Below are 25,144 nucleotides of genomic sequence, written 5' to 3' on the forward strand. Positions count from 1 at the left end.
GATCCAGGATAGCGGGTCGGCGCAGGTGCCCGCCGCGCTCAGGGGGGTCGCCCGTCAGGCGGCGTCCACCGTCCGTGCCGTTCCACCGGCCGGTGAGCCGCCGACCGGCAGGAATGTCACGGCCTCGACCGGGCGCTCGGCACGGACCGCGCGGGCGCATCGGGCTGCGAGATCGTGCCGGTCCCGACCCGGATGTTCGAGCGGAGCGAGCACGACTTCGACGACGACACCGCGGTTCCGGATCATCCGCCGGATCGAGGAACCGATCGTCTCGTCACCGACGAAGGCCGGCGCGGCGGTGAGGTCTCCCCCGCGCTCGCCGTATCGCAGGCCGACGGGCTGGACGGGGCACTGCGCGTCCACGGCCGCCTGCAGCAGGGCGGGGCGGAAACCGCCGTGGGACCGTCCGCATCGCGTCGTGCCCTCGGGGAAGACGGCGACGCACCCGCCCTCCAGCAAGCGGGTGCGTACTCGCTCGATCACGGCGGGCAGCAGTCGCAGTCGTTCCCGTTCGATGGGGATGACACGCATCCGGCGTGCGAGCGCGCCCAGCAGGCCCCAGTCGAGCAGGTCCGCTCGTGCGACGAACTCCGCGGGAGCGACTGCGGTGAGGACGAGGACATCCGTCCACGAGATGTGCGGTGCAACGACGAGCACGCCCCCTGCGCGCGCCCGTCGGTCACGCCGATCGTCGATCGTCGGACGGATGCCTACGCACCACAACAACAGGCGCGCACTGCGCCGCACCGTGCTCTCCCGACGCGCCGCGGGAATCATCCGTCCTGCCAGCAGGAGCGGCACCACCGTCAGCACGACCGCGACCGTCGCGATGCGCAACCACACCGTCGGCAGACCCACACGATCCGTCCCGTCCGGCAGGCACCGGATCCCGCACGGACTCGACGGCATCCACGCGTGCACCCGTGTCGTACCGACCCGAGTCACCGCGACCCCCGCTCGGCACGCTCGGCGGCCGCGCGCAGGCGGGCGAGATAGCGGGTGTCCGCCCGGTCCACGGCTAGTATCGCGACGAAGTCGGCGACCCCGAAGTCCGGATCGTGGGCCGGTTCACCACAGATCCGGGCACCGAGCCGCAGGTATCCGCGCAGGAGCGGCGGGACCACGGGACGCGGCAACGGAGCGATCTCGTCGAGCGGGTGGCCTTCGACCATCACGGGATTCAGCGGTCGGACCCGCGCTGCGGGTTCGACGGCGTGTCGTTCGAGCAGCAGGTCGCGCACGGCCCGAACGTTCGACGCCTCGGGTTCGTCGGGCGTCGTGCGCATGGGCACCGAGACGCATCCGACGACCTCGTTGTGTCCGGTCGCCTCGAGATAGTGCAGGATGCCGGCCCACATCAGGGTGAGGACCGATCCGGAACGGTGGGCTGGATCGACGCAGGCCCTGCCCATCTCCACCAGGCCGCGCCCGTGTGGGTCGAGTGCGGAGAGATCGAATTCGGTGGCGGTGTAGTACCCACCGGCCTCGCGGGCGGCTTCGGGCGGCAGCATCCGGTAACAGCCGACGACGTCGTCGGTGACCCGATCGCGCACCAGCACGTGGTCGCAGAACTCGTCGAACCGGTCGGCGTCGGATCCGCCCCCCGCATCGGGGATCCGGAAGCCGGGTTCACCGGAGAAAACCCGGTACCGAAGGCGTTGCGCAGCCAGGCGATCCGACGCTTCCGTCGACACGACGAGGGAGTAGCGGGGGCCGGACAGGACGGGAGCGGTGAACCCACTCGGGCGGTACAGCACCGGCGATGTGGTCATGCCCCAAGGTGTAACGACCGTGGGAGGCGCGCCGGCGGCGACGGGGTGTCGCGGCGATGCATCGCCGATGAACACTCCCGCAGAATGCACGCGGCCCCGCTCCTTTCGAAGGAGCGGGGCCGCGCAGGGATCGATCTGCCGGAGCGGATCAGCCCTTGTGCTTCTTGACCTCCTCGGTCAGCTGCGGAGCGACGTTGAACAGGTCGCCGACGACGCCGTAGTCCGCGATCTCGAAGATCGGGGCCTCTTCGTCCTTGTTGACGGCGACGATGGTCTTCGACGTCTGCATGCCGGCGCGGTGCTGGATGGCGCCGGAGATGCCGAGCGCGACGTACAGCTGCGGGGAGACCGTCTTACCGGTCTGACCGACCTGGAACTGGCCCGGGTAGTAGCCCGAGTCGACGGCGGCGCGGGAAGCACCGACGGCGGCACCGAGCGAGTCGGCGAGCTCCTCGACGACGGAGAACTTGTCGGCCGAACCGACACCGCGGCCACCGGAGACGACGATCGACGCCTCGGTCAGCTCCGGACGGTCGCCGCCGACGATCGGATCGCGCGAGACGATCTTCACGGCGTTCTCTTCCTGGGCCGGAACCTCGACGGCCACACGCTCGGCGGCGGCAGCCTCGGGCTTGGCCTCGATGGCGCCCGGGCGGATGGAGATCACGGGGACCTCACCGTTGGCCTTGGCGTCGACGGTGAACGCGCCACCGAAGATCGAGTGCACGGCGGAGCCGTCGGCCTTGACGTCGACGACATCGACGAGCAGACCGGAGCCGATGCGGGCGGCGAGGCGGCCCGACACCTCCTTGCCTTCGACGGACGCGGCGGTGATGACGGCGGCGGGGCTGGTGGACTCGACGAGCGACGCGAGGACGTCGACCTTCGGGGTCACCAGGTAGTTGTCGACGTCTTCGGACTCGGCGGCGTAGACCTTGACCGCACCGGCGGCGGCGAGGGCGTCCTGCAGCGCGTCGGCGGTGCCGGGGGCACCTGCGACGACGGCGGAGGGCTCGCCGAGCACACGCGCGGCGGTGATGAGTTCGGTGCTGACCTTCTTGAGCGCGCCCTCGGCATGCTCGACGAGCACGAGTACTTCTGCCATTACTACTTCTCTCCTAGATATGTCAGATGTTGTCGCGGGGCGCGATCAGATGATCTTCTGGCCGACCAGGTACTGAGCGATCTTGCTGCCGCCGTCGCCCTCGTCGGTGACGCGCTCACCCGCGGTGCGCGGGGGCTTCGGAGTCACACCGGTGACGGTGGACGCAGCGTTCGCAACACCGAAGATCTCGGGATCGAGACCGATGTCGGCGAGGGTGAGGGTCTGAACTTCCTTCTTCTTCGCGGCCATGATGCCTTTGAAGGAGGGGAAGCGGGGCTCGTTGATCTTCTCGGTGACCGAGACGATGGCGGGGAGCGGAGCCTCGATGCCGAAGACGCCCTCGTCGGTCTCGCGCTCGCCGGCGGCCTTGCCGTCCGCGATCGTGAGCTTGCGCAGGTGCGTCAGGTGAGGCAGGCCCAGGTACTCGGCGATGATCGCGGGCACGGCGCCCACGCGACCGTCGGTGGCCTCGTTACCGGCGATGACCAGCTCGACACCCTCGATCTGGCCGAGCGCAGCGGCGATCGCGTACGCGGTCTGGATCGAGTCGGAGCCGTGCATGGCGGGATCGTTGAGGTGGATCGCCTTGTCGGCGCCCATGGACAGCGCCTTGCGGATGGCGTCGGTGGCGCGGTCCGGGCCGGCGGTCAGAACGGTGACCTCACCGCCGTCGCGCTCCTTGATGAGCAGAGCTTCCTCGACGGCGCGCTCGTTGATCTCGTCGAGCACGGCGTCGGCGGCCTCACGGTCGAGCGTGTAGTCGCCGTCGCTGAGCTTGCGCTCGGACCACGTGTCGGGGACCTGCTTGATCAAAACGACGATGTTCGTCATGGGTCTGCGTCGACCTCCTGTGTGTAGCTGCCTTTGGTCGGCAAGGCGCTGCCTGAACCGAGCACTCGTGTCTTTCGCACGGCGTGTGCGATAGATTATCAGCCGCTAAGTTACCAGTCAGTAACTTGACGGGATTCCCGGTTCACCATAGCCGTACGGAAGGACGACGAAACCTGTGATCTGGAACACCGGAGACCACCCCTCCGGGGAGAGGTCTAATGTCGTGGCGGTGAGCGACACCCCCGCCCGCGCCGATGACGCGCACGCCCTCCCCCTCACCGGCGAACGGACGGTCCCCGGCATCGCCGAGGAGAACTATTGGTTCCGACGTCACGAGGTCGTCTACCAGAACTTTCTCCCCCGTTGCGTGAACCGGGCCGTGCTCGAGGCCGGCGCCGGCGAAGGCTACGGGGCCGACATGATCGCCGATGTGGCGACGCGCGTGATCGGCCTCGACTACGACGAGAGCGCCGTCGCACACATCCGCGCGCGCTACCCCCGCGTGGACATCCGGCACGGAAACCTCGCCGAACTTCCCCTCGAGGACGAATCGGTCGATACCGTCGTGAACTTCCAGGTGATCGAGCATTTGTGGGATCAGACACAGTTCCTACGCGAATGTCACCGCGTTCTCACCCCCGGCGGTGAATTGCTCATCAGTACTCCCAACCGGATCACCTTCTCCCCCGGCCGCGACACCCCGCTCAACCCCTTCCACACCCGTGAGCTGAACGCCGCCGAACTGACCGAACTGCTCGAGGACGCCGGCTTCCGCGTCGAACTCATGACCGGCGTGCACCACGGCCCCACGCTGCGCGCACTCGATGCCAAGCACGGCGGATCGTTCATCGACGCCCAGATCGAGCGCGCCCTCGCCGGGCAGCCGTGGCCGGACGATCTCACCGCCGACGTCGCGATGGTCTCCACCGACGACTTCGCCATCGTCCCCGAGAACATCGATGCGAGCCTCGATCTGGTCGCGATCGCCGTGAAGGACCCCGCAGCGAAGGACACCGCTCCGTGAGTGCCGCATCGTCCCGCGAACCCGGGATGTTCGCGCTCGTCCTCCACTCCCACCTCCCGTGGCTCGCCCACCACGGCCGGTGGCCCGTCGGCGAGGAATGGCTCTACCAGTCGTGGGCAGCGACCTATCTGCCCGTCACCGACGTGCTGCGGCGGCTCGCCGCCGAAGGCCGAACCCGGATGCTCACACTCGGCATCACCCCGGTACTGGCCGCGCAACTCGACGACCCGCACTGCCTCGCCGGGATGCACCACTGGCTCGGCAACTGGCAACTGCGCGCGCACGAGGCGGCCGGCATGCGGGAGGAGTCCTACCGCGCACTCGGCGCCCGCGAGCACCGCGCCGCCACCGCGGCACTGGAGGACTTCGAAACCCAATGGCGCCACGGCGGATCCCCCGTCGTGCGGCAGCTGATCGACGCCGACGCGATCGAACTGCTCGGTGGGCCTCTCGCCCATCCGTTCCAGCCCCTCCTCGACCCGCGACTGCGCACCTTCTCGTTGTCCGAAGGTCTCGCCGACGCGCACGCCCGCTGGAACCATCGCCCCCGCGGCATCTGGGGCCCGGAATGCGGTTACACGCCGGGCATGGAGAACGATTACGCCGCAGCGGGAGTCGAGCACTTCATGGTCGACGGTCCTGCGCTGCGCGGCGACACCTCGCTCGGCCACACGGTCCGCGACTCGGACGTCGTGTGTTTCGGCCGCGACCTGCAGGTCTCGTACCGGGTGTGGTCGCCGAAGTCCGGCTATCCCGGCCACTCCGCCTACCGCGACTTCCACACCTACTGCCACGACACCGGACTCAAACCGTCCCGCGTCACGGGCCGCACGGTGCCCTCGCACGAGAAGGCGCCCTACGATCCCGAACTCGCGTCGCACGCCGTCGACCAGCACGTCGCCGACTTCGTCGAGACCGTCCGGCAGCGATTGCGCAGCGAATCCGGCCGCATCGGCCGGGACGCACTCGTCGTCGCGGCCTTCGACACGGAACTGTTCGGCCACTGGTGGTTCGAAGGTCCGATCTTCCTCGAACGACTGCTCCGCGCGCTTCCCGAGGCCGGCATCGAGGTGGGAACCCTCGCCGATGCCCGCGACCGCGGATACGTCGGCGCCTCCGTCGATCTCGAGAATTCGTCGTGGGGTTCGGGCAAGGACTGGCGGGTCTGGGCCGGCGACCAGGTCGCCGATCTCGTGCGTCTCAACGACGAGGTGGTGCGCACGACCCTCGACAGCATCGACAAGTCCCGCGAGCAGAGCACGTCGTCGGTCGCGCTCCGCAACCGCGTGCACGACCAGATGGTGCGCGAAGCGCTGCTGACGGTCTCCAGCGACTGGGCGTTCATGGTCAGCAAGGACACCGCCGCCGCCTATGCCCGCGACCGCGCGCACAAACACGCCCACGCCCTGCGTGAGATCGCCGAGGCGGTCGACTCCGGACGCACCGAGACGGCACGGCGTCTGGCCGACGGATGGAACCGCGCCGACAATCTCTTCCCAGGACTCGACGCCCGACGACTGCCCGGACGCCACGGAGGCCCGCGATGAAGATTCTGCTCGTCTCATGGGAGTACCCACCCGTCGTCGTTGGCGGCCTGGGCAGACACGTCCATCATCTCGCCACCGAACTCGCCGCGGCGGGCAACGAGGTGGTGGTGCTGTCACGTCGCCCGACCGGCACCGATGCGTCGACCCACCCCACGATCAGCCACATCGCCGACGGCGTGCTCGTGGTGGCGGTCGCGGAGGACGCACCCCACTTCGACTTCGGCGAGGACATGATCGCCTGGACGCTGGCGATGGGCCACGCGATGGTCCGCGCCGGGATCGGGCTGACCCGCGGCGGCATCGGCGAAGGTTGGTATCCGGACGTCGTCCACGCCCACGACTGGCTCGTCGCCCACCCCGCGATCGCGCTGGCCGAGTACTTCGACGTGCCGCTCGTGTCGACCCTGCACGCGACCGAGGCCGGTCGCCACAGCGGTTGGCTGTCGGGCCGGATCAACCGCCAGGTGCATTCCGTCGAGTGGTGGCTCGCCAACGAATCCGACCGTCTCATCACGTGTTCGGCGTCGATGCACGACGAGGTCACCGAGTTGTACGGTCCGGACCTGCCGGAGATCTCCGTGATCCGCAACGGCATCGACATCACCACCTGGTCGTACCGCGACCGCGAACCGCGTCCCGGGCCGGCACGACTGCTGTACGTCGGCCGCCTCGAATACGAGAAGGGTGTGCAGGACGCGATCGCCGCGCTCCCCCGCATCCGCCGCTCGCATCCCGGCACGACCCTCGTGGTCGCCGGTGAGGGCACCCAGTTCGAGTGGCTGCGCGAGCAGGCACGCGTACACCGCGTCGCACGCTCGGTGAGTTTCCTCGGCAACCTCGACCACACCGAACTGCTCGGCTGGCTGCACGGCGCCGACGCGATCGTGCTGCCGAGCCGCTACGAGCCGTTCGGCATCATCGCCCTCGAGGCCGCCGCAGCGGGTACCCCGCTCATCGCGTCCACCGCCGGCGGCCTGGGCGAAGCCGTGGTCGACGGCGTGACCGGACTGTCGTTCCGGCCCGGCGACGTGGCCGGACTCGTCTCGGCCGTCCGGGAAACCCTCGACGATCCCGAGGCCGCCCGAGTGCGCGCGCGGGCGGCCCGGGCACGACTGACCGACGACTTCGACTGGCGCCGCGTCGCCGAAGAAACCGCGCAGGTCTACTCGTCGGCGAAGCGGCGGGGGCGTCACCCGCTCGCACGCCCCACTGTCCCCCAACGTCCCCTCCCGGACCGCGGATGAACGAGCAGCACACGCTCCAAATCGAGCGCCTGGCACCGCACGAATCCGATATCGTCGCCGTCACCGCACTGCTCAACGCGGTCTACGCGGTGGCCGAGGACGGCATGTGGGTACCGGGCACCACACGGACCGACACGGACGAGATCACCCGATATGCGCGGGAGGGCAGCATTCGCATCGCCCGCTCGCACGGCCGGGTGGTCGGCTGTATCCGCGTGACCCCGGTCGACGCGACGACGGCCGAGTTCGGGATGCTCGCCTCCGACCCGAAGGTCCGCGGCACAGGCGTCGGCCGCGTCCTGATCGACACCGTCGAGACGGAGTTCGCCGAGCGAGGTTTCGAGGCAATGCAACTCGAGGTGATCCGTCCGCGCGACACCTCACACGAGTCCAAGGTGTTCCTCGACCGGCTCTACACCCGGCTCGGGTACGTGCCGGAGGAGCCCGCGCCGCTCGATACGCGCCATCCGGAACTCGTTCCGGCTCTTGCGGTCCTATGTGAAACGGTCGTCTACCGGAAGCCACTGGGCCGACCCTGAGTCGACCTTCGACTCACGAGGTAGCGGACAACTCGGCCGGAGCGAGCGGCGGCTGCCGATCGAACCACGGCCGGGCCTGTTCGAGTTCGCCTGCGAGGGCGAGGAGCACACTCTCCCCACCGAGTGGGCCGACGAACTGCACCCCGAGCGGCAGACCGGACACCGTCCAGTGCAACGGCACCGAGATCGCCGGGCGCCCGGTGATATTGGCCAGCTGCGTGTAGGGGGTGCGCCCCAGATTGTCGTCCACCACCCGGTCGATGAAACCGGCCCGGGTCGCGATCCACGCGGTGCGGGTACGCAGGAGCGCCTCGCCGGCACGCCGCATCCAGCGGGGCGTGTCGAGTTCGCCGATGCGCGACGGCGGGAAGGCGAGTGTCGGCGTGAGCAGCAGATCGTAGCGTTCGTGGAACTGCGCGAGACCGCTCGCGTACTCGGCCCAGCGGGCATGGGCCGCAATGTAGTCCGACGCCGAGGTCGCCTTGCCCACGGCGGCGATGATGCGGGTGTCGAACTCGAAGTCCTCGGGTCGTGCTCCGGTGAGGCGGCAGGCCTCGGCGACCTCCGCGGCAGCCGTGGCGAACCACATGATGAGGAAGTCCTCTGCGAGACGCCGTTCGTCGATACCCGTCGAGGCGGGTTCGACGTGATGGCCGAGTTCCTCGAGCACCGCGACGGCAGCGTCCACCGCGGCCTTCGCCTCCGGATCGACCGGCGTCCCGATCGGTGACGCGGTCTCGTATCCGATCCGCAACCGCTTCGGCGCCGAGCGCGCGGCCTCCGCGTACGACCGGGCACGCTCGACGAGATACGGCCCACCCGCGTACGGGCCCGCCATGACGTCGAGGAAGGCAGCGGCGTCGCGCACCGTCCGGCAGATCACCCCGTTGGTAGCCGCGCCGTGCAGCGGTTCCCCGCCGCGCATACCGGTGGGCACGAGTCCGCGTCCGGGCTTGAGCCCGAGGAGCCCGCAGCAGGCGGCGGGAATGCGGATGGAGCCGCCGCCGTCGCTCGCTCCCGCCGCGGGAACGACGCCGGCCGCGACCGCCGCGGCGGAACCACCCGATGACCCGCCCGGCGTCACCGACGGATCCCACGGGTTTCGGGTGGCCCCGAACGCCTCGGGCTCGGTGATGCCCTTCGCCCCGAACTCGGGGGTGTTGGTCTTGGCGAACGGGACCAGGCCGGCTCCGAGCCACCGGTCGACGATCACCGAGTTCTCGTCCATCGGCAGGTCCGCGAGGACACGGGACCCGCACGAGGTCGGCTCACCGGCCAGATCCTGCCCCAGATCCTTGAGCAGGAACGGCACCCCGGCGAACGGACCGTCGAGCGGTTCGCGTGCCAGGACCCGGGCCTTGTCGTCGAGCCTGCGGACGACGGTGTTCAGTGTCGGTTCGACCGTGTCGAGCCGCGCGATCGCGGTCTCGAGCAACTCGCTCGCCGATACCTGCCCCGTCGCGACGAGTTCGGCCAGGCCGGTCGCGTCGTGACTCCGATACTCCGAGTAGTCCATCTGCTGTCCCCCGACAGTGTCCCGGCCCGCGTCGCTACTGGGGGACGCCCGCGGGCGTGTCTACCGACTTCTTCCGTGCGATATCTGCGAGCGCCGCTTCCCGGGCGGCACGCTCGGCAGCGGCGCTCTCCCACGCCACCTTACGGTTCTTCACGACCTTGGCGGGCGAACCCACCGCGATACTGAAATCGGGGATGTCTCCCTTGACGACCGCGTGCGCTCCGAGCACCGAACCGCGGCCGACCCGGGTGCCGCGGAGCACGGTGACCTTCGCGGCGATCCAGGTGTCCGGACCGATCCGGACGGGGCTCTTGACGATGCCCTGGTCCTTGATCGGGTAGGTGATGTCCTCGGTGCGGTGGTCGAAGTCGCAGATGTAGCACCAGTCTGCGACCAGCGTCGACGCGCCGATCTCGATGTCGAGATAGGTGTTGACGACGTTGTCCTTGCCGAAGACGACCTTGTCGCCGATCCGGAGCGAACCCTCGTGGCAGCGGATGGCGTTGCCGTCGCCGATGTGGACCCAGCGGCCGATCTCGAGGCGCGACAGTTCGGGCGTCGCGTGGATCTCGACGTTCTTGCCCAGGAAGACCATGCCGCGCAGCACCACGTGCGGATTGGCCAGCCGGAACTTCGCCAGGCGGTAGTACCGGACCAGGTACCAGGGCGTGTACGCCTTGTTGTCCAGCACCCATTTCAGAGAGGACAGCGTCAGGAATCGTACCTGTTCGGGATCCCTCCGACGGGACCCGCGCCACCTCGCCGTCAGAGGTGCACCCCACATGCTCGTCATAGGGGCAGCCTACGGTCCGCCTCGTTCGCGGCTCACGACCCCCGGCCCGATACGCTGACACGTCGAATCGTTCGCCTGTGGAGGAGTTGAGTGATGCGGGGTGTCCTGCGGACCGCGGTCCCGGCGCTGACGGTGGTCTTCGCGCTGAGCGCGTGCGGCGGTGGGGCCGGCACCGACGACGTGTTGTCGAGCGGTGGCTGGCCGGGACGGCACTCCGATGCCCGCAACAGCAACACCGCGACCGCCGAGAGCGTCGACGACCTCGCGCCCGGCTGGACGCGTCCGCTGGGCGGCCCGGTCGGCTCCCCCGCCGGGATCGCGGCCAACGGCCAGGTCTCGGTGGCGGCCGCGACGGAGGCCGGATGCAATCTGTTCTCCTTCCAGATGGACACGGGCCGCAAGCGCTGGTGCACGCGTCTCGCCCCGGCCGTCACGACGATCACCCCCGTCTCCGACGGCGTCGCGAACATCTACGTCGGTGAGGACGGCGGACTGCTGTCGTTCAACGAGCACGGCCAGCGTCGCTGGCGCATTCCCGTGAGCGGCAGCCCCCGCAGCGCACAGTTCACCTCCGACGGAAGCCTGTTGGTGGTCACGCATTTCGGTCAGGTCAACGTCGTCGACCCGCAGACGGGACAACTCGAGGCACCGCTGTTCGATCTGGTGCCGGTGCCGACCCTCGAGGACGGGCAGAACCTGCCGCGACTCGCGAGTGATCACGGCCTCCCCGCCTGCTTCGGGGGCTCGGAGGACTGCCCGGTCGCCACCACCCCGGCCGTCGACACCGCCACCGACCGTGTCTTCGTCACCGTGTGGCGTCCGGGTTCGGACAGGTCGGCGCTCGTGGCGCTGCGCTACACGGCCGGTGACGACGCCGTGGTCATCGAGGAGTGGTCGGTACCCGACCTCCCCGGAGGTGCGGTGACGAGTCCGGTTCTGTCTGCTGACGGTTCGACCGTCTACGTCCACGACGGGGAGGGTGCCCTGTGGGCGCTCGACGCCGAGACAGGCGAAGCGCGATGGACCCACGAGACCGGCCGTCCCACGGCGCTCGGTCCCGCCGTCACCGAGGACGGACTGCTGCTCCTCGCGTCGGCCGACGGCAGCGCCCCGCTGACGGCCCTGCGCGACGGCGGCGACAGCGTCGAAGTCGAGTGGGAGCGGGCGGACGTTACTCCGTACGGTGCGCCGGCGGTGACCGCCGACGGCCGGGCCTATGTGGTCGTCGACGGCGATCGGGGTCTCGCAGCGGCGGTGCTCGATCTCGCGGACGGAGCGACGATGGAGGAGGAACCCCTCGATCCCGCCACCGGACTGCCGGTCGGCACCGGCGTCGGCCCGGGCGGGGAGTTCGTGATCACGACCCTCGACGGGGACGTGGTGGTGCTGCGCGAACCGCAGTCCGTGTGAGGACGGCCGCCCGTGTGAGGGCGGTCAGCGCGACGGCGTGCAGACGAAGGCTTCCGGCGTCCGGCCGATGCGGGTGAGCACCACGCTGAGCGAGGCCGACCCGCGCAGTTTCAGGCGCGGACGCAATACCGCCGGGTCGACGTCGACGCCGCGCACGAGGATCTCGACCGCGCCGCAGTCGTGGCGGGCGAGCGCCTGACGGAGTGTCTTCTCGCTGTACTTGAGACGCTCGACGATCCGGAAACCCCGTACTCCGTCGGGCAGGCTGTCGCCGGTGAGATAGGCGATCCGCGGGTCGAGTTGCCACAGTCCGTGGGCTGCCGCGTAGTGGCGGACGAGACCGGCGCGCACGATCGCGCCGTCGGGGTCGACGATCCACTCCCCCGGCTCCCGTTCCGGAATGTCGTCGTCCGCGGCGTCGGTGATCTCGAAACCGGTTCCGTCCGAACGCAGTACTGCAGCCCGTCGGCGCACGCCGGGAGTGCTCAATCCCGGCGAGTACAGGCACGCTTCGCGGACTCCACCGTCGAGCGAGACGACCTCGACCTCACCGGCCCAGTCGAACGAGTCGAAATCCAGTCCCGGTGCGCACTTCACGGCGAGATCGCGGCCCGCGTAGGCGTCGAGGAGATCGGGCAGCGGTGGTTGCAGCGCGGCCGGATCGTGGGTCCGTCGCCCGCCCGAACGGCGTGCGGGATCGGCGATGACGGTGGTGCCTCGCGTGACCGGACGCAGGGCGTCGGCGCGCAGGAGGTACGCCCCGGGGACGTTGTGCGCGGCCATCGCCAGCCGCACGTCGTCGAGATCGCTGCCGATCACGGTCTCGGCGACCCCGACGAGTTCAGTGAGCTCGGCGCCGATCGAACACGTCACGTCGTGCACTGTGCGCCCTCGCAACCGCTTCGCGCGGTGGGCCGCGACGCGCGTGGGCGTGGACTGCTGCAGAGCGTCGTCGGTGAGCACCCACTCGCCGCCGCCGGCGATCTTCGCCTCCGTCTTGCGCCGCAGGATGACGGTTTCGACCAGCATTCCGGCACGATCGCCGAAACGCGTACGCGCCCAGCCGATGTCGGCGAGGCGCGTACGCGTCGACAGCTCCCGGTCGGCGACGCTCGCGAGAGCGTCGCGGCCGTCGTCCGACGTCAGGTACTCGACGTCGGCGAGGGTGAAGTCGTAACCCAACTACTTGCCGGGCTTCACACCGGTGATCATGACGTTGTAGAAGAAGCTACGGGGCACGACGTGCTCGAGGATGTTCTCGTCGACCCAGCTCAGCGCCTTCCAGCCACCGAAGGCGAACTTCGCCCAGTTCCAGCCCAGCTTCTCCTGCGGGACGGCGGCCTCGAAGGTGCGCACCGGCCAGCCGAGCAGGGCCGCGGCGAACTCCTCGCTCGACGCCTTGACCTCGACGGCTCCGGCCGAGGAGGCCAGCTTCTCGAGATCGGAAGGATCGAAGGTGTGCAGATCGACGACGGCCTCGAGGGCGGCCGCGCGGGACGACTCGTCGAGCTCGGTCTGCGGACGACGCCAGTCGCGCAGGAAAGGCAACTTGGTGATGTTGGTGGTGGCCTCCCACGTGACCCGGCCGAGCATGCGGGCGTAGAAGTTGCCGATCGTGCTGGGCTCACCGGCGAAGACGAAACGGCCGCCGGGCTTGAGCACGCGCAGCACCTCGCGCAGCGACTGCTCGACGTCCGGGATGTGGTGCAGCACGGCATGGCCGACCACGAGGTCGAAGGTGTCGTCGTCGTACGGAATGGTCTCGGCGTCGGCAACGCGGCCGTCGACGTCGAGGCCGAGATTCTCGGCGTTGCGGAGCGCGACCTTCACCATGCCGGGCGACAGGTCGGTCACCGAACCGGTCTTCGCGACCCCACCCTGCATGAGGTTGAGGAGGAAGAAGCCCGTGCCGCAGCCGAGTTCGAGTGCGCGCTCGTAGGGCAGCGGCTGATCGCCGGCCGCGGCGACGAACCGCCCCTTGGCGTAGTCGATGCACCGCTCGTCGTACGAGATGGACCATTTCTCGTCGTACGTCTCGGCTTCCCAGTCGTGGTAGAGCACCTGGGCTAGCTTGGTGTCCTCGAGCGCGGCTGCGACCTCTTCGGCAGTGGCGTGCGGATTCGGCGCGGGGTCGACCCCGTCGGTCCTGCTGGCAGTCATGCGGTGATCCTACTCATCGGTAAGCTGTGGACAAGTGCAGGTGCCGGTCGGCATCACTCGCCGACGAACTTCGCCTTGCCCGGCCCGTTCTCGATGAACGATTCGAGGCCGATGGTGCGGTCCTTCGTGGCGAACAGCGCGGCGAAGACGTGCTGTTCGATCTTCAGACCCGTATCCAGATCGGTGTCGAGGCCCTGGTCGATCGCGGCCTTCGCAGCGGCGAGCGCGCGCGAGGCGGCGCCGGTGAACTGCCCGGCCCAGCGACGCGCAGCCTCGTAGACGTCGTCGGGGGCGACGACCTCGTCGACCAGACCGATCGACAGGGCTTCGTCGGCGCCGACGAAACGACCGGTGAAGACGAGATCCTTCGCCTTCGCCGGGCCGACGAGCCGAGCCAGTCGCTGGGTGCCGCCGCCACCGGGGATGATGCCCAGCAGGATCTCGGGCGTGCCGAGCTTGACGTTGTCGCCGACGATGCGCCGGTCGGCGCCGAGGGCGAGTTCGAGGCCACCACCGAGGGCGTAGCCGGTGATCGCGGCGACGGTGGGCTTGGGGATGTCGGCGATCGACCCGAGGGCCGACTGCAGGTCGCCGACGATCTCGCTCATCTGCACGTAGCTCAGGTCGGCCATCTCCTTGATGTCGGCGCCGGCCGCGAACACCTTCTCGCCGCCGTAGACGATCACCGACTTCACGTCGGACCGGACGGTCGCCTCGCGCGCAGCGGCCCGGATCTCCTCCTGGAGCTGCCGGTTCAACGCGTTCATCGGAGGGCGGTCGAGACGGATGGTGCCGATGCCGTCGGAGACGTCGAGGGTCACGAATTCAGCCATGGTCCTCAGCCTAGATGTCGGAGCGCTGGGCCCACGGATGAGTACCGACCTCGTAGTAGGCCTCGTCCCCGTCGAACGCGATGTGGACCGCCCCGTCGCGACGGCTGATGATCGGCAGGATCGGCTCGATGACCGGATCCGCTGCCATGAGGTCGGCGACCGTGGCGAAGCCAGACAGGATCGACAGCTGACTCCACGTGGGCGGGAGCAGGATGCACCGGCCCGACCGCCAGTCGGCGAGGGCCTCCTCCGCGGTCTGCCACTGCACCAGATCGGTCTCGCTGGTGTTGCCGTCGGCCCGCTGTCCTTCCGGTACCGCGGCGACGAAGAAACGCGTATCGTAGCGGCGCCGCTCCCCCAGCGGGGTGATCCAGTTCGCGTGGGGACGCAGCAGGTCGGCGCGCAGCACCAACTGTTCCTTCTCCAGGAAGTCGCCGAAGGACAACTCGCGCGATTCCAGCAGACGACGCGCCTCCGCGTAGTCACCGGTGTCGGCCACCACCGAATCCTCGGTGGGTCCGGCGAGCAGCACGCCACACTCCTCGAAGGTCTCGCGCACGGCCGCGAGCACCAGCGCACGGGCCTGCGCCTCGCCGATACCGAACCGCTCGGCCCACCAGGTCACGTCCGGTCCGGTCCACCGCACCTCGGCGTCGGTGTCGGAAGTGTCGACACCGCCGCCGGGGAAGACGGTCATGCCGCCGGCGAAGTCCATGCCGACGACACGACGCTGCAGGAACACCTCGACGCCGCGCGCAGAGTCCCGCACGAGCATCACGGTGGACGCGTCGCGGATGGGTACCGCGGTGGGATCGAAGGTGGATGCCGAGCGATTGTTGGCCATGGCCTCAACCTAACCGATCGGTCCCGGCACCACCCGACCCGGAGTCACCGGCGGTGCCGTCCCGCCTGGCGGGTGCGGCGGGCGAAGAACCGGTCGTCGACCTTGTCGAGCGAGATGGACTGACTGAACGCCGCGCTGAGGTTCTCGGCGGTGATCACGTCGTCGAGCAGGCCCTGGGCGACCACACCGCCCTCCTTCAGGAGCAGCGCGTGCGTGAAGCCCGGCGGGATCTCCTCCACGTGATGGGTGACGAGCACGATCGCAGGGGCATCCGGGTCGGCCGCGAGCGTCCCGAGCCGGGCCACGAGTTCCTCGCGACCGCCGAGGTCCAGACCGGCCGCGGGCTCGTCGAGCAGCAGCAGTTCGGGGTCGGTCATGAGCGCCCGGGCGATGAGCGCACGCTTGCGTTCACCCTCCGACAGCGTCCCGTACAGACGGTCGGCGAGATGTTCCGCGCCGAGGCTCTCGAGCATCTCCACCGCGCGGCTCGTGTCGATGTCGTCGTACTGCTCGCGCCACCGGCCCAGCACGCCGTAGCCCGCGGAGAGCACGAGATCGGTGACCTTCTCGTCGTTCGGCACCCGGTTGGCCAGGGCCGCGGAGGACAATCCGATCCGGGGTCGTAGTTCGGACAGATCCGTCTTTCCGAACGTCTCCGCGAGGACGTGCGCGGTGCCGGAGGTGGGGAACGTCTCGGCCGCCGCGACCCGCAGCAGCGAGGTCTTTCCTGCCCCGTTGGGTCCGAGAACCACCCAACGTTCGTCGAGTTCCACCTTCCAGGTCACGGGACCGACGAGGACGTTCCCGCCGCGTCGGACCACTACGTCGTCGAATTCGATGAGCAAATCGGGATCAGGTTGTGCCACGCGGACCATCTTCTCTTACGCCCGAGCCCGAAACGCGGCAGGATCGGTTCCCGTGTCGTCCTCCGCATCCGAATCTGCTGTCGTGTCCGGCTCGGTCGCGCTCCCCGACCGGGCCGCCTTCCCGCTCGGCCCCACCCCGGTCGACGGTGGGACACGCTTCGCCGTCCACGCCCCGCACAGCGACCGCGTCCAGGTCTGTCTCGTCGACGACGACGGGAACGAACACCGCGTGGACCTGCCCGACCGCACCTACGGGGTCTGGCACGGGGTGGTCCCCGGCGTCGGCGCCGGGCAACGGTACGGCTACCGCGCCTACGGGCCGTGGCAGCCGCAGTGGGGGTTGCGTACCAATCCGCACAAGATCCTGCTCGACCCGTGGGCCCGGCGGATCGTCGGCGACGTCGGTGATCCGGACCGGCTGATCCCCCACCAGGGTGACCCGTTCGGTGCGATGTCGAGCACCGACTCGCTCGGCCACACACCTCTGTCGGTGGTGACCCCCGTCCTGACGCCCATGCACGACAAACCCCGCGTGCCGTGGGAGAACACCGTCGTCTACGAACTGCACGTCGGTTCGTACACGGCCCGTCACCCGCTCGTGCCGCCGGAACTGCGCGGCACCTATCTCGGACTCGCCCACCGGTCGGTGATCGACCACCTGGTGGGGCTGGGAGTGACGACAGTCGAACTGCTCCCCGTGCAGGCCTTCGTGACCGAGCCGTCGGTGCGTGCGCGGGGGATGCGCAACCACTGGGGCTATTCGACCGCCTCGTACTTCGCGCCGCATCCCGCCTACGCCGTCACGCCCGGCAACGAGATCGCCGAGTTCCGAACGATGGTCGACGCCTTCCACAGCGCCGGGCTCGAGGTGCTGCTCGACGTCGTCTACAACCACACGTGCGAAGCATCGGTCGACGGTCCGAGTCTGTCCTGGCGCGGTCTCGACGCGCCCGGCTACTACCTGCTCGACGCGCACGGACGGGACATCGACCTGACGGGGTGCGGCAACACCCTCGACGCGTCCTCACCGATCGTCGTGCGGATGGTGTGCGACAGCCTCCGGTACTGGGCGGACGTGATGGGGGTGGACGGCTTCCGCTTCGACCTCGCCAGTGCGCTGGCCCGTCCCCGCGGTGGGGCCTTCGATCCGCGAGCGGCACTGCTCACCGCGATCGTCACCGATCCCGTCCTCTGCGACGTCAAGCTCGTCGCCGAACCGTGGGACGCCACCGCACACGGTTACCAGCTCGGGAACTTCGGCGCGCAATGGGCCGAATGGAACGACCGCTACCGCGACACGGTCCGCCGCTACTGGGCGGGACGTTCCGGGATCCGCGAGATGGCGTCGCGGCTCACCGGTTCGGAGGACCTCTACGACAGGAACATCCGGCAGCCGTGGATGTCGGTCAACTTCGTCACCGCCCACGACGGTTTCACCCTCGCCGATGCGGTCTCGTACGAGCGCAAGCACAACGACGAGAACGGTGAGGAGGGCCGGGACGGGTCGAACAACAACGAGTCGGTGAACCACGGGGTCGAAGGGCCGACCGACGATCCGGAGATCCTCGCCGCCCGCGACCGGCACATCCGGGCGATGCTCGCGACGCTGCTGTTGTCGACGGGCACACCGATGCTGCTCGCCGGCGACGAGTTCGGGCACACGCAGAACGGCAACAACAACGCCTACTGCGTCCCCGAGGACGTCCCCGTCCGCGACGCCTGGCCGCTGGACTGGGAGCACGCCGACCGTGCGCGAACGGATTACGTGCGCGAACTGCTCCGCCTGCGCACGCGCGTCCCGGTGCTGCGGCAGCGACGCTTCTTCGAGGGCCGCGCCCGGTCCGTGGGTTATCCCGATCTCGTGTGGTTCGGCATCGAGGGGATCGAACTCGACGAGGATGCGTGGCAGGACGACAGTCGCCGCACGCTGCAGGGCTGGGTCGACGGCTCGCAACTCGGCACCGTGACCCGCACCGGCGTCACTCTCGAGGACAGCAGCGGGCTGTTCGTTCTGCATTCGGGCGACGCCGCCACGGTGACCCTCGCCGGACCCGAGTGGTATCGCGGCAACATCGTGTGCGTCTTCGATTCGAGTGCCCCCGACGGCAGGCCCGCGGACACCTCCCCGATGCGGGTGGGAAGTTCGTACCCGGTCGACGGTCCGACGGTGCTGATCTTCTGGATCGCGGACGACGGACCCATCGAGCAAGGATGATCCACGGCGGCACGACGCCGGTGGAGGTCAGGCTCGTTCGTCGACCGTGCCGGGCACCGCGATCACGGTGATCGAACCCGGGGCCACCTCGGTGAAGCCCGCGTCGCGGACCGCGACGGCCGTGCCGGCTTCCACGCGGGCGAGCAGCTCGCGCCAGGTGGCCTCGTCCGCATCGCGGACGGCACACGGGAATCCGTCGGAAGCCCAGGCGCGTGCGGTGTCGACGTCCAGTGCCCCCGCGAACAGCATCGCGGCGTGACCGACCTGCGCGGCCGCCTTGCCGACGGTCATCTCGAGGTCCTTCTGCACCCAGAGGACCGGAACGCCGTCCGCCGGTGGGGGCGGATCGTCGTGGGGCAGGTCGGTGCCACCGATCTGCAGGCGGGAGATGCGCGGGTCCAGTTCCCCCACCGGGCCGGGCACGAACGCCCGGGCCTGGGCACCGGCGTGGTCGACGGTGACTCCGTCGACGTCCTGCGCGGCACGCCAGTGCGCTCCGCGGGCGCGGCGGGCGACCTTCCGGATCCGCGCGTCGTTCCATGCGAGGAAGGGTTCCTGCCACGGACCGGGTTCGCCGTCCGGGCCGGGACCGACCCGCGGGTCGAAACACAGTGCCACGGTGGCCATCGCGGCGGCTTCGAGCACCGCACTGCGGGCGGGTGGATCGACCTTGGGGATGTGCAGCACGATCGGCATCGCCTGCACCTTCGCCGGATCCTCCGGGTCGGGCCGGTGCCCGTAACCGCGGGTGAGTACGCCGTGGCGCTCGGCGAAACCCGGATCCGAGGCCGGGTCGAAGACCCGATCGGGTGCGGCCTCGAAGACCGGCTCGGGCGCCGTGTCCGCGAAGTCGGGGTCCAGCTCAGACACTGCCGTCGATCGGGACGCGGCGCAGGGTTCCGTCGACGCGGTCGGCCGCCTCGATCTCCTCGCGGGTGACGCCGAGGACGAAGAGCACCGCATCGAGGTAGGGATACGACAGGGCGGTGTCGGCGACCTCGCGCAAGGCCGGCTTGGCGTTGAACGCGACGCCCAGGCCCGCGGCCGAGAGCATGTCGATGTCGTTGGCACCGTCGCCGACCGCGACGGTCTGCTCGACCGGCACGCCCGCCTCGTCGGCGAACTCGCGGAGGGCGCGTGCCTTGGCGGCGCGGTCGACGATGTCGCCGACCACTCGCCCGGTGAGCTTGCCGTCGACGATCTCGAGCGTGTTGGCGCGGACGAAGTCGAGTTCGAGTTCGTGTGCGAGCGGGTCGATCACCTGGCGGAAGCCGCCCGAGACGACGCCGCAGCGGAAGCCGAGCCGACGCAACGTCCGGATCGTGGTGCGGGCACCGGGAGTGAGTTCGAGCTGCTCGGCGACCTCGTCGATGACGGTCGCCGGCAGACCCGCGAGGGTCGCGACGCGTTGTTCGAGGGACTGCGCGAAGTCGATCTCACCGCGCATCGCAGCCTCGGTGACCTCGCGGACCTTGTCCTCGACACCGGCGTGCGCGGCGAGCATCTCGATGACCTCGCCCTGGATGAGCGTGGAGTCGACGTCGAAGACGATCAGGCGCTTGGAACGACGGGCGAGACCGCCGCGCTCCACCGCGATGTCGACGTCGAGGACCGCGGCGAGTTCGACGAGGGCGTGCCGCAGCGCGGCGTCGGCCTCGACGCTGGTGTCGGGCGCGGTGATCATCAGCTCGAGGCCGGTGAGCGGGTAGTCGGCGATGCCGCGGATCGAATCGATGTTCGCGCCCTGGGCCGCGAGGGTGCGGCCCACCGATCGCAGCGCCTTGGCACTGACCGGGCTGCCCAGCACGACGACGGCGTGGGTCGAGACGGTGCGGGCGCCGCGCTCGGCACCGATCTGGACGTCGGCGTGCATGCCGATGGTGGCCATCGCGGACTCGACCTCGTCCTGCAACGCTTCGACATCGGTCGGGCAGACGAGGAGGACACCGAGGGTGAGCCGGCCACGGATCACGACCTGTTCCACATCGAGGAGGTCGACGTCGTGCCGCGTCAGCGCTGCGAAGAGCACCGAGGTCACGCCGGGATGGTCAGGTCCGGTCACGGTCACCAGCACCGTGCTGTCAGACGCCACTACGCCTCCGATCGCTTGTCTGTCGAGGTACACACGGACGCACGCGCGTACCGGCTCGCTCGTTCATTGTTGCAGGGCGAACCGCCGCTCCCGTTCGCGGGTCCGGACCCACGGAAAGGCCGAAGCCCCACCCGGTGAACGGGTGGGGCTTCGGTCGATCGTCGATCTGCGCTCAGGCGCGCGGATGGTCGCCGGGGGTACGGTCGGCACCCTCGAGGACGTTGACGTTGTGCTTGTCGCTGCCCGGGCCGACGTGCGCTTCGGCGCGCATCTTCTCGACCATGTGCGGGTAGTGCAGCTCGAAGGCGGGACGCTCCGAACGGATCCGCGGCAGCTCGGTGAAGTTGTGCCGCGGGGGCGGGCAGCTGGTGGCCCATTCGAGCGAGTTGCCGTAACCCCACGGGTCGTCGACCGTGACGACCTGGCCGTAGCGGTAGCTCTTGAAGACGTTCCACAGGAACGGCAGCGTCGAGGCACCGAGCACGAACGCACCGATGGTGGAGATCGTGTTCAGGGTGGTGAACCCGTCGGACGGCAGGTAGTCGGCGTAGCGACGGGGCATGCCCTCGTTACCGAGCCAGTGCTGTACCAGGAAGGTGGTGTGGAAGCCGATGAAGGTCAGCCAGAAGTGCCAGCGGCCGAGCTGCTCGTCGAGCATGCGTCCGGTCATCTTCGGGAACCAGAAGTAGATGCCGGCGTAGGTCGCGAACACGATGGTGCCGAAGAGCACGTAGTGGAAGTGCGCGACCACGAAGTACGAGTCGTGCAGGTGGAAGTCCAGCGGCGGGCTCGCGAGGATGACACCGGTCAGACCACCGAAGAGGAAGGTCACGATGAAGCCGACCGAGAACAGCATCGGCGATTCGAAGGTGATCTGGCCCTTCCACAGCGTGCCGATCCAGTTGAAGAACTTCACACCGGTCGGGACGGCGATCAGGAAGGTCATGAACGAGAAGTACGGCAGCAGCACGGCGCCGGTGGCGTACATGTGGTGCGCCCACACGGCGATGGACAGCGCCGCGATGGCCATCGTGGCGTAGACAAGACCGGTGTAACCGAAGATCGGCTTGCGGGAGAAGACCGGGAAGATCTCCGAGACGATGCCGAAGAACGGCAGCGCGATGACGTACACCTCGGGGTGACCGAAGAACCAGAACAGGTGCTGCCACAGGAGCACACCGCCGGTGGCGGGGTCGTAGATGTGGCCACCGAGGTGACGGTCGACGAACAGGCCCATGAAGGCGGCGGTCAGCAGCGGGAACACGAGCAGGATCAGCAGGCTGGTGATCAGGATGTTCCAGGTGAAGATCGGCATCCGGAACATGGTCATGCCCGGTGCACGCATGCACACCACGGTGGTGATGAAGTTGACGCCACCGAGGATGGTGCCCAGACCCATCACGCCGAGGCCGAGGATCCAGAAGTCGGCACCGACACCCGGGGAGTGGATCTCACTGGTGAGCGGCGTGTACGCCGTCCAACCGAAGTCCGCGGCACCGCCGGGGGTGACGAAGCCGAGCATGACGATCGTCGCGCCGAACAGGTACAGCCAGTAGCTGAAGGCGTTCAGGCGCGGGAAGGCGACGTCGGGGGCGCCGATCTGCAGCGGCAGGATGTAGTTCGCGAAGGCGAACACGACCGGCGTCGCGTACATCAGCAGCATGATCGTGCCGTGCATGGTGAACAGCTGGTTGAACTGCTCGTTCGACAGGAACTGCAGGCCGGGGACCGCGAGCTCGGTGCGCATCAGCAGGGCCATCAGGCCGCCGATGAGGAAGAAGGCGAACGAGGTGACCATGTACATGATCCCCAACATCTTGGGATCTGTGGTCGTGATCATCTTGTAGATGAACGAACCCTTGGGTCCCTGCCGCGGCGGGTACGGCCTTGCTGCAGCTATCTCTGGGACTGGCTGGGGCGCTACGGCAGTCACTAATCCTCCTGAATGCGCGCTCGACCTCGGGCTGGAGGCGAACGGTCTCTGGCTTGCGCTCATCGAATCGTAGCCCCTGCCCGAAACGGTCGCCCTCCGGGTCCTACTCACTGTCGTACTCGACTCGCGAGGCTACCTGGAGCGGAGCGGACAACCACAATCGGATTTTGTGCTGCACTTCACACGCAGGGCGACAGCAGGTGACCCCACCACGCGCGAACAGCACGGGTTAGGGTGCACTTCCCCCCGCAATCACAGAAGGACGACCCGTGCCTGTTCTCTCCTCCCGACCAGCCCGGTTCGCGGCAGCACTGCTGACCGCCGGACTCCTCGTCGCCGGCTGCAGTTCGGCCGACACCTCCGACGACGCGACCACCGACACCGCGTCCGACTCGGCCGCCGGCTTCCCCCGGACCGTCGAACACTTCCGCGGTTCCACCACGATCGAGAGCGAGCCGACCCGCATCGTCGCGCTCGACACGAGCTATTCCGACGCCGTGCTTCTCCTCGAGGCACCTCTCGTCGGGTACGTCGACTACCGCACCGACGAATTCCCCGACTATCTCGGCGACTCGCGGCAGCACGCGACCGACGCCGTGTCCGTCGGCAAGACCGCGGACGTGAGCCTCGAACAGGTGGCCGCGCTCGAACCCGACCTCATCCTCTCGGCGGAGGTGCGCGACGGAGAGAACTACGAGGAACTGTCCGCCATCGCCCCGACCGTCTTTTCCCAGTCGACCGGACCGACGTGGAAGGACAACATCCGCCTCGTCGCGCAGGCCATCGGCAAGGAGGACCTCGCCGAGCAGAAGATCTCAGAGTACGAGGAGCGCGCCGCGGCCATCGGTGCGGACATCAACGAAAAGGCCGGCAACCCGACGATCTCGATCGTCCGCTTCGCCGGTGAACCGACGGCCCGGCTGTACCGCACCACCTCGTTCAGCGGCATCGTGCTCGAGGACGCCGGTCTCGCCCGCCCCGCGAGCCAGGGTCCCGATCCGTCGGATCCGTCGAGCATCATGAACGCCATCAGCCCCGAACTGATCACCGAGGCCGAGGCGGACGTCATCTTCGTCACCACCTACGACCTCGGCGACGGCAAGGCGCAGGCGGCGGCCGAACCCTTCGTCACCAATCCGTTGTGGGAGAACCTGCAGGGACGGAAGGTCGAGGTCGACGACAGCGTGTGGATGATGCCGGTGAGCATCCAGGGTGCGCACCGCATCCTCGACGACCTCGCGGACACCTTCGGCGTCGACCGTCACACGACCGGATAGCCTGAGCCGTCCGATCCGAGCAGCGTCCTACAGGAGTTGGTCCGACGTGTTTTCCGTGCACCGGTCACGAGCAGTGCTCGTCGCAGCCGTCGCTGCGGTGACGACAGCCCTGGCCGGATGCTCCACACCTCCCGACGACGACGCATCGGAGATCGTGCGCACCACGACCCGCATCGCCGGTGCGTCGGTCGTGGGCATCGACCGGGACACGTCGACCGCGTGCGCACTCCCCTCCCCGCTCGATCCGGGACAGCCCACCACCGGCACCCGGCCGGTCCTGCACACCGCAGGCCGGTCGGATGTGCCCGCCGACCCGCAGCGGATCGTCGTCCTCGACCCCGCGGCGCTCGACGCGGTGTGCGCCCTGGGGCTGTGGGAGCGCGTCGTGGGAGCGAGCGCCGAGCTCACCGGCCGGCCGGAATATCTCGGTCACGGGATCGGCGAACTCCCGCCCGTGGGTGCCGCGGGCAACCCGGACGTCGCGGCGATCGAGCGCGCACAGCCGGATATGATCCTCGGCTCCTCCACCGCCCCGGACGTCTACGCCTCCCTCAGCGGCATCGCACCCACCGTGCTGGTCGGGTCCGATCCGGTCTTCTGGAGGGAACAGTTCGTCCGGGTCGGTGAGGCGCTCGGGCGCACGGAGGCCGCACGTCGCGTGCTCGACGACTACGCGACGGCCGCGCGCGATCTGGGCCGCGAGCTCGTGTCGTCCCAGACGCAGGCGTCGATCGTCCGGTTCACGGCCGACGGCCCGACCGTGGAGGGCACCGCGTCGTTCGCGGGGCAGGTGCTCGGCGACGTCGGCGCTGCCCGGCCCCCGGCCCAGCGGTTCGCGGTCGTCGACGGACAACCGTGGCAGGCCGTCGACACGGAGGACCCTGCCCCGGCGGACGGCGATGTGATCTTCGTCCGTTTCGCCGGTGAGGACGGGCTCGAGGCCGGCAAGGACTACATGCAGACCGACGAGTGGCTCGACCTCGGGGCCGTGCGCGACAACCGTCTGTTCTCCGTGACCGACGACGTGTGGTCGACCCCCGGACCGGTCGCCGCGCGGGCGATCCTCACCGACCTGACGCACACCCTCAACGGATATTCGAACTGATCGCCGGCTCGACCGGCGGCAGCACGCCTGCCGGTATA

At 69.1% G+C, this 25,144-nt stretch carries 22 protein-coding genes; 8 read left to right on the top strand and 14 right to left on the bottom strand.

The features are described from left to right. Positions 1-54: 54 nt before the first annotated feature. The 4 genes from IM25_RS20890 to IM25_RS20905 form a co-directional block, all read right to left on the bottom strand. Positions 55-858, bottom strand: coding sequence for a lysophospholipid acyltransferase family protein (locus tag IM25_RS20890; protein ID WP_006554561.1), 804 nt, complete (start codon positions 856-858; stop codon positions 55-57). A gap of 83 nt (positions 859-941) precedes the next feature. Next, on the bottom strand, positions 942-1,772 hold the full coding sequence (locus IM25_RS20895) for a GNAT family N-acetyltransferase (RefSeq protein WP_006554562.1): 831 nt from the start codon (positions 1,770-1,772) through the stop codon (positions 942-944). Between the two features lie 148 nt (positions 1,773-1,920). Further along, positions 1,921-2,877, bottom strand: coding sequence for an electron transfer flavoprotein subunit alpha/FixB family protein (locus tag IM25_RS20900; protein ID WP_006554564.1), 957 nt, complete (start codon positions 2,875-2,877; stop codon positions 1,921-1,923). A gap of 45 nt (positions 2,878-2,922) precedes the next feature. Continuing rightward, the gene (locus IM25_RS20905; RefSeq protein WP_006554565.1) at positions 2,923-3,708 is read right to left on the bottom strand and encodes an electron transfer flavoprotein subunit beta/FixA family protein; all 786 of its coding nucleotides are present in this window, start codon (positions 3,706-3,708) and stop codon (positions 2,923-2,925) included. Positions 3,709-3,931: 223 nt separating this feature from the next. Between IM25_RS20905 and IM25_RS20910 the strand changes: the two genes are divergently transcribed. Genes IM25_RS20910 through IM25_RS20925 form a run of 4 tightly spaced genes read left to right on the top strand, consistent with a single transcriptional unit; the run spans position 3,932 to position 8,062 of the window. Then, positions 3,932-4,732, top strand: a complete 801-nt coding sequence (locus IM25_RS20910; protein ID WP_006554566.1) for a class I SAM-dependent methyltransferase — start codon at positions 3,932-3,934, stop codon at positions 4,730-4,732. 26 nt (positions 4,733-4,758) lie between these two features. Then, complete coding sequence (locus IM25_RS20915; RefSeq protein ID WP_033097732.1) at positions 4,759-6,279, top strand: 1,4-alpha-glucan branching protein domain-containing protein; 1,521 nt, start codon at positions 4,759-4,761, stop codon at positions 6,277-6,279. Next, positions 6,276-7,523 carry a glycosyltransferase family 4 protein gene (locus tag IM25_RS20920; RefSeq protein WP_065996357.1) on the top strand — a complete coding sequence of 416 codons (1,248 nt, stop codon included), beginning with the start codon at positions 6,276-6,278 and terminating at the stop codon, positions 7,521-7,523. The genes IM25_RS20915 and IM25_RS20920 overlap by 4 nt, the downstream gene beginning before the upstream one ends. Then, positions 7,520-8,062 carry a GNAT family N-acetyltransferase gene (locus tag IM25_RS20925; RefSeq protein ID WP_024101406.1) on the top strand — a complete coding sequence of 181 codons (543 nt, stop codon included), beginning with the start codon at positions 7,520-7,522 and terminating at the stop codon, positions 8,060-8,062. The genes IM25_RS20920 and IM25_RS20925 overlap by 4 nt, the downstream gene beginning before the upstream one ends. 13 nt (positions 8,063-8,075) lie before the next feature. On the opposite strand, the gene IM25_RS20930 is transcribed toward IM25_RS20925, so the two are convergent. Both IM25_RS20930 and IM25_RS20935 read right to left on the bottom strand, forming a co-directional pair. Further along, on the bottom strand, positions 8,076-9,578 hold the full coding sequence (locus IM25_RS20930; protein ID WP_033097731.1) for an amidase: 1,503 nt from the start codon (positions 9,576-9,578) through the stop codon (positions 8,076-8,078). A gap of 34 nt (positions 9,579-9,612) precedes the next feature. After that, positions 9,613-10,371, bottom strand: coding sequence for an acyltransferase (locus IM25_RS20935; RefSeq protein WP_033097730.1), 759 nt, complete (start codon positions 10,369-10,371; stop codon positions 9,613-9,615). Positions 10,372-10,464: 93 nt separating this feature from the next. On the opposite strand from IM25_RS20935, the gene IM25_RS20940 reads away from it, so the two are divergent. Then, positions 10,465-11,781: an outer membrane protein assembly factor BamB family protein gene (locus IM25_RS20940; protein WP_033097729.1), complete on the top strand. Its 1,317-nt coding sequence runs from the start codon at positions 10,465-10,467 to the stop codon at positions 11,779-11,781. Between the two features lie 24 nt (positions 11,782-11,805). Here the strand turns inward: IM25_RS20940 and IM25_RS20945 are convergent, their stop codons facing one another. From IM25_RS20945 to IM25_RS20965, 5 genes are read right to left on the bottom strand one after another with little or no spacing between them, the layout of a single operon-like run. After that, a complete protein-coding gene (locus tag IM25_RS20945; protein WP_006554573.1) occupies positions 11,806-12,963 on the bottom strand; it encodes a THUMP-like domain-containing protein in 1,158 nt (385 codons plus the stop codon). Continuing rightward, on the bottom strand, positions 12,964-13,941 hold the full coding sequence (locus tag IM25_RS20950) for a class I SAM-dependent methyltransferase (protein ID WP_019288412.1): 978 nt from the start codon (positions 13,939-13,941) through the stop codon (positions 12,964-12,966). Positions 13,942-13,994: 53 nt separating this feature from the next. Further along, complete coding sequence (locus IM25_RS20955) at positions 13,995-14,774, bottom strand: enoyl-CoA hydratase-related protein (RefSeq protein WP_019288413.1); 780 nt, start codon at positions 14,772-14,774, stop codon at positions 13,995-13,997. A 10-nt stretch (positions 14,775-14,784) separates the two neighbouring features. Further along, positions 14,785-15,618 (bottom strand): NUDIX hydrolase, encoded by an 834-nt coding sequence (locus IM25_RS20960; RefSeq protein WP_033097728.1) that lies wholly within the window; start codon positions 15,616-15,618, stop codon positions 14,785-14,787. A 44-nt stretch (positions 15,619-15,662) separates the two neighbouring features. Next, positions 15,663-16,493: an ABC transporter ATP-binding protein gene (locus tag IM25_RS20965; RefSeq protein ID WP_006554577.1), complete on the bottom strand. Its 831-nt coding sequence runs from the start codon at positions 16,491-16,493 to the stop codon at positions 15,663-15,665. A gap of 43 nt (positions 16,494-16,536) precedes the next feature. Between IM25_RS20965 and glgX the strand changes: the two genes are divergently transcribed. Then, positions 16,537-18,699: a glycogen debranching protein GlgX gene (gene glgX, locus IM25_RS20970; protein ID WP_024101410.1), complete on the top strand. Its 2,163-nt coding sequence runs from the start codon at positions 16,537-16,539 to the stop codon at positions 18,697-18,699. Between the two features lie 27 nt (positions 18,700-18,726). Here glgX and IM25_RS20975 read toward each other — a convergent pair whose 3' ends face one another. The 3 genes from IM25_RS20975 to ctaD all read right to left on the bottom strand — a co-directional run bounded on the left by IM25_RS20975 (position 18,727) and on the right by ctaD (position 22,724). Continuing rightward, the gene (locus tag IM25_RS20975) at positions 18,727-19,569 is read right to left on the bottom strand and encodes a peptidyl-tRNA hydrolase (protein WP_006554579.1); all 843 of its coding nucleotides are present in this window, start codon (positions 19,567-19,569) and stop codon (positions 18,727-18,729) included. Continuing rightward, positions 19,562-20,791, bottom strand: a complete 1,230-nt coding sequence (gene serB, locus IM25_RS20980; protein WP_033097727.1) for a phosphoserine phosphatase SerB — start codon at positions 20,789-20,791, stop codon at positions 19,562-19,564. Before serB ends, IM25_RS20975 begins: the two co-directional genes overlap by 8 nt. A 172-nt stretch (positions 20,792-20,963) precedes the next feature. After that, on the bottom strand, positions 20,964-22,724 hold the full coding sequence (gene ctaD / locus IM25_RS20985) for an aa3-type cytochrome oxidase subunit I (protein ID WP_024101412.1): 1,761 nt from the start codon (positions 22,722-22,724) through the stop codon (positions 20,964-20,966). A 269-nt stretch (positions 22,725-22,993) separates the two neighbouring features. Here ctaD and IM25_RS20990 point away from each other — a divergent pair, with 269 nt between their 5' ends. Both IM25_RS20990 and IM25_RS20995 read left to right on the top strand, forming a co-directional pair. Further along, a complete protein-coding gene (locus tag IM25_RS20990) occupies positions 22,994-24,001 on the top strand; it encodes an ABC transporter substrate-binding protein (protein WP_033097725.1) in 1,008 nt (335 codons plus the stop codon). 46 nt (positions 24,002-24,047) lie between these two features. Next, positions 24,048-25,106 (top strand): iron-siderophore ABC transporter substrate-binding protein, encoded by a 1,059-nt coding sequence (locus IM25_RS20995; RefSeq protein ID WP_033097724.1) that lies wholly within the window; start codon positions 24,048-24,050, stop codon positions 25,104-25,106. The last annotated feature ends 38 nt before the right edge of the window (positions 25,107-25,144 follow it).

This window comes from Rhodococcus sp. p52, assembly GCF_000763325.2.
In the GTDB taxonomy this organism is placed as follows: Bacteria; Actinomycetota; Actinomycetes; order Mycobacteriales; family Mycobacteriaceae; genus Rhodococcus; species Rhodococcus pyridinivorans.

Excerpts from the sequence above, each read along its gene's own strand:
- IM25_RS20940 (WP_033097729.1), top strand. The coding sequence starts at position 10,465 with ATGCGGGGTGTCCTGCGGACCGCGGTCCCGGCGCTGACGGTGGTCTTC.
- IM25_RS20965 (WP_006554577.1), bottom strand. The coding sequence starts at position 16,493 with ATGGTCCGCGTGGCACAACCTGATCCCGATTTGCTCATCGAATTCGAC.
- IM25_RS20930 (WP_033097731.1), bottom strand. The coding sequence starts at position 9,578 with ATGGACTACTCGGAGTATCGGAGTCACGACGCGACCGGCCTGGCCGAA.
- IM25_RS20905 (WP_006554565.1), bottom strand. The coding sequence starts at position 3,708 with ATGACGAACATCGTCGTTTTGATCAAGCAGGTCCCCGACACGTGGTCC.
- IM25_RS20960 (WP_033097728.1), bottom strand. The coding sequence starts at position 15,618 with ATGGCCAACAATCGCTCGGCATCCACCTTCGATCCCACCGCGGTACCC.
- IM25_RS20935 (WP_033097730.1), bottom strand. The coding sequence starts at position 10,371 with ATGACGAGCATGTGGGGTGCACCTCTGACGGCGAGGTGGCGCGGGTCC.
- IM25_RS20915 (WP_033097732.1), top strand. The coding sequence starts at position 4,759 with ATGTTCGCGCTCGTCCTCCACTCCCACCTCCCGTGGCTCGCCCACCAC.
- IM25_RS20925 (WP_024101406.1), top strand. The coding sequence starts at position 7,520 with ATGAACGAGCAGCACACGCTCCAAATCGAGCGCCTGGCACCGCACGAA.
- IM25_RS20900 (WP_006554564.1), bottom strand. The coding sequence starts at position 2,877 with ATGGCAGAAGTACTCGTGCTCGTCGAGCATGCCGAGGGCGCGCTCAAG.
- IM25_RS20895 (WP_006554562.1), bottom strand. The coding sequence starts at position 1,772 with ATGACCACATCGCCGGTGCTGTACCGCCCGAGTGGGTTCACCGCTCCC.
- IM25_RS20950 (WP_019288412.1), bottom strand. The coding sequence starts at position 13,941 with ATGACTGCCAGCAGGACCGACGGGGTCGACCCCGCGCCGAATCCGCAC.
- IM25_RS20920 (WP_065996357.1), top strand. The coding sequence starts at position 6,276 with ATGAAGATTCTGCTCGTCTCATGGGAGTACCCACCCGTCGTCGTTGGC.
- IM25_RS20955 (WP_019288413.1), bottom strand. The coding sequence starts at position 14,774 with ATGGCTGAATTCGTGACCCTCGACGTCTCCGACGGCATCGGCACCATC.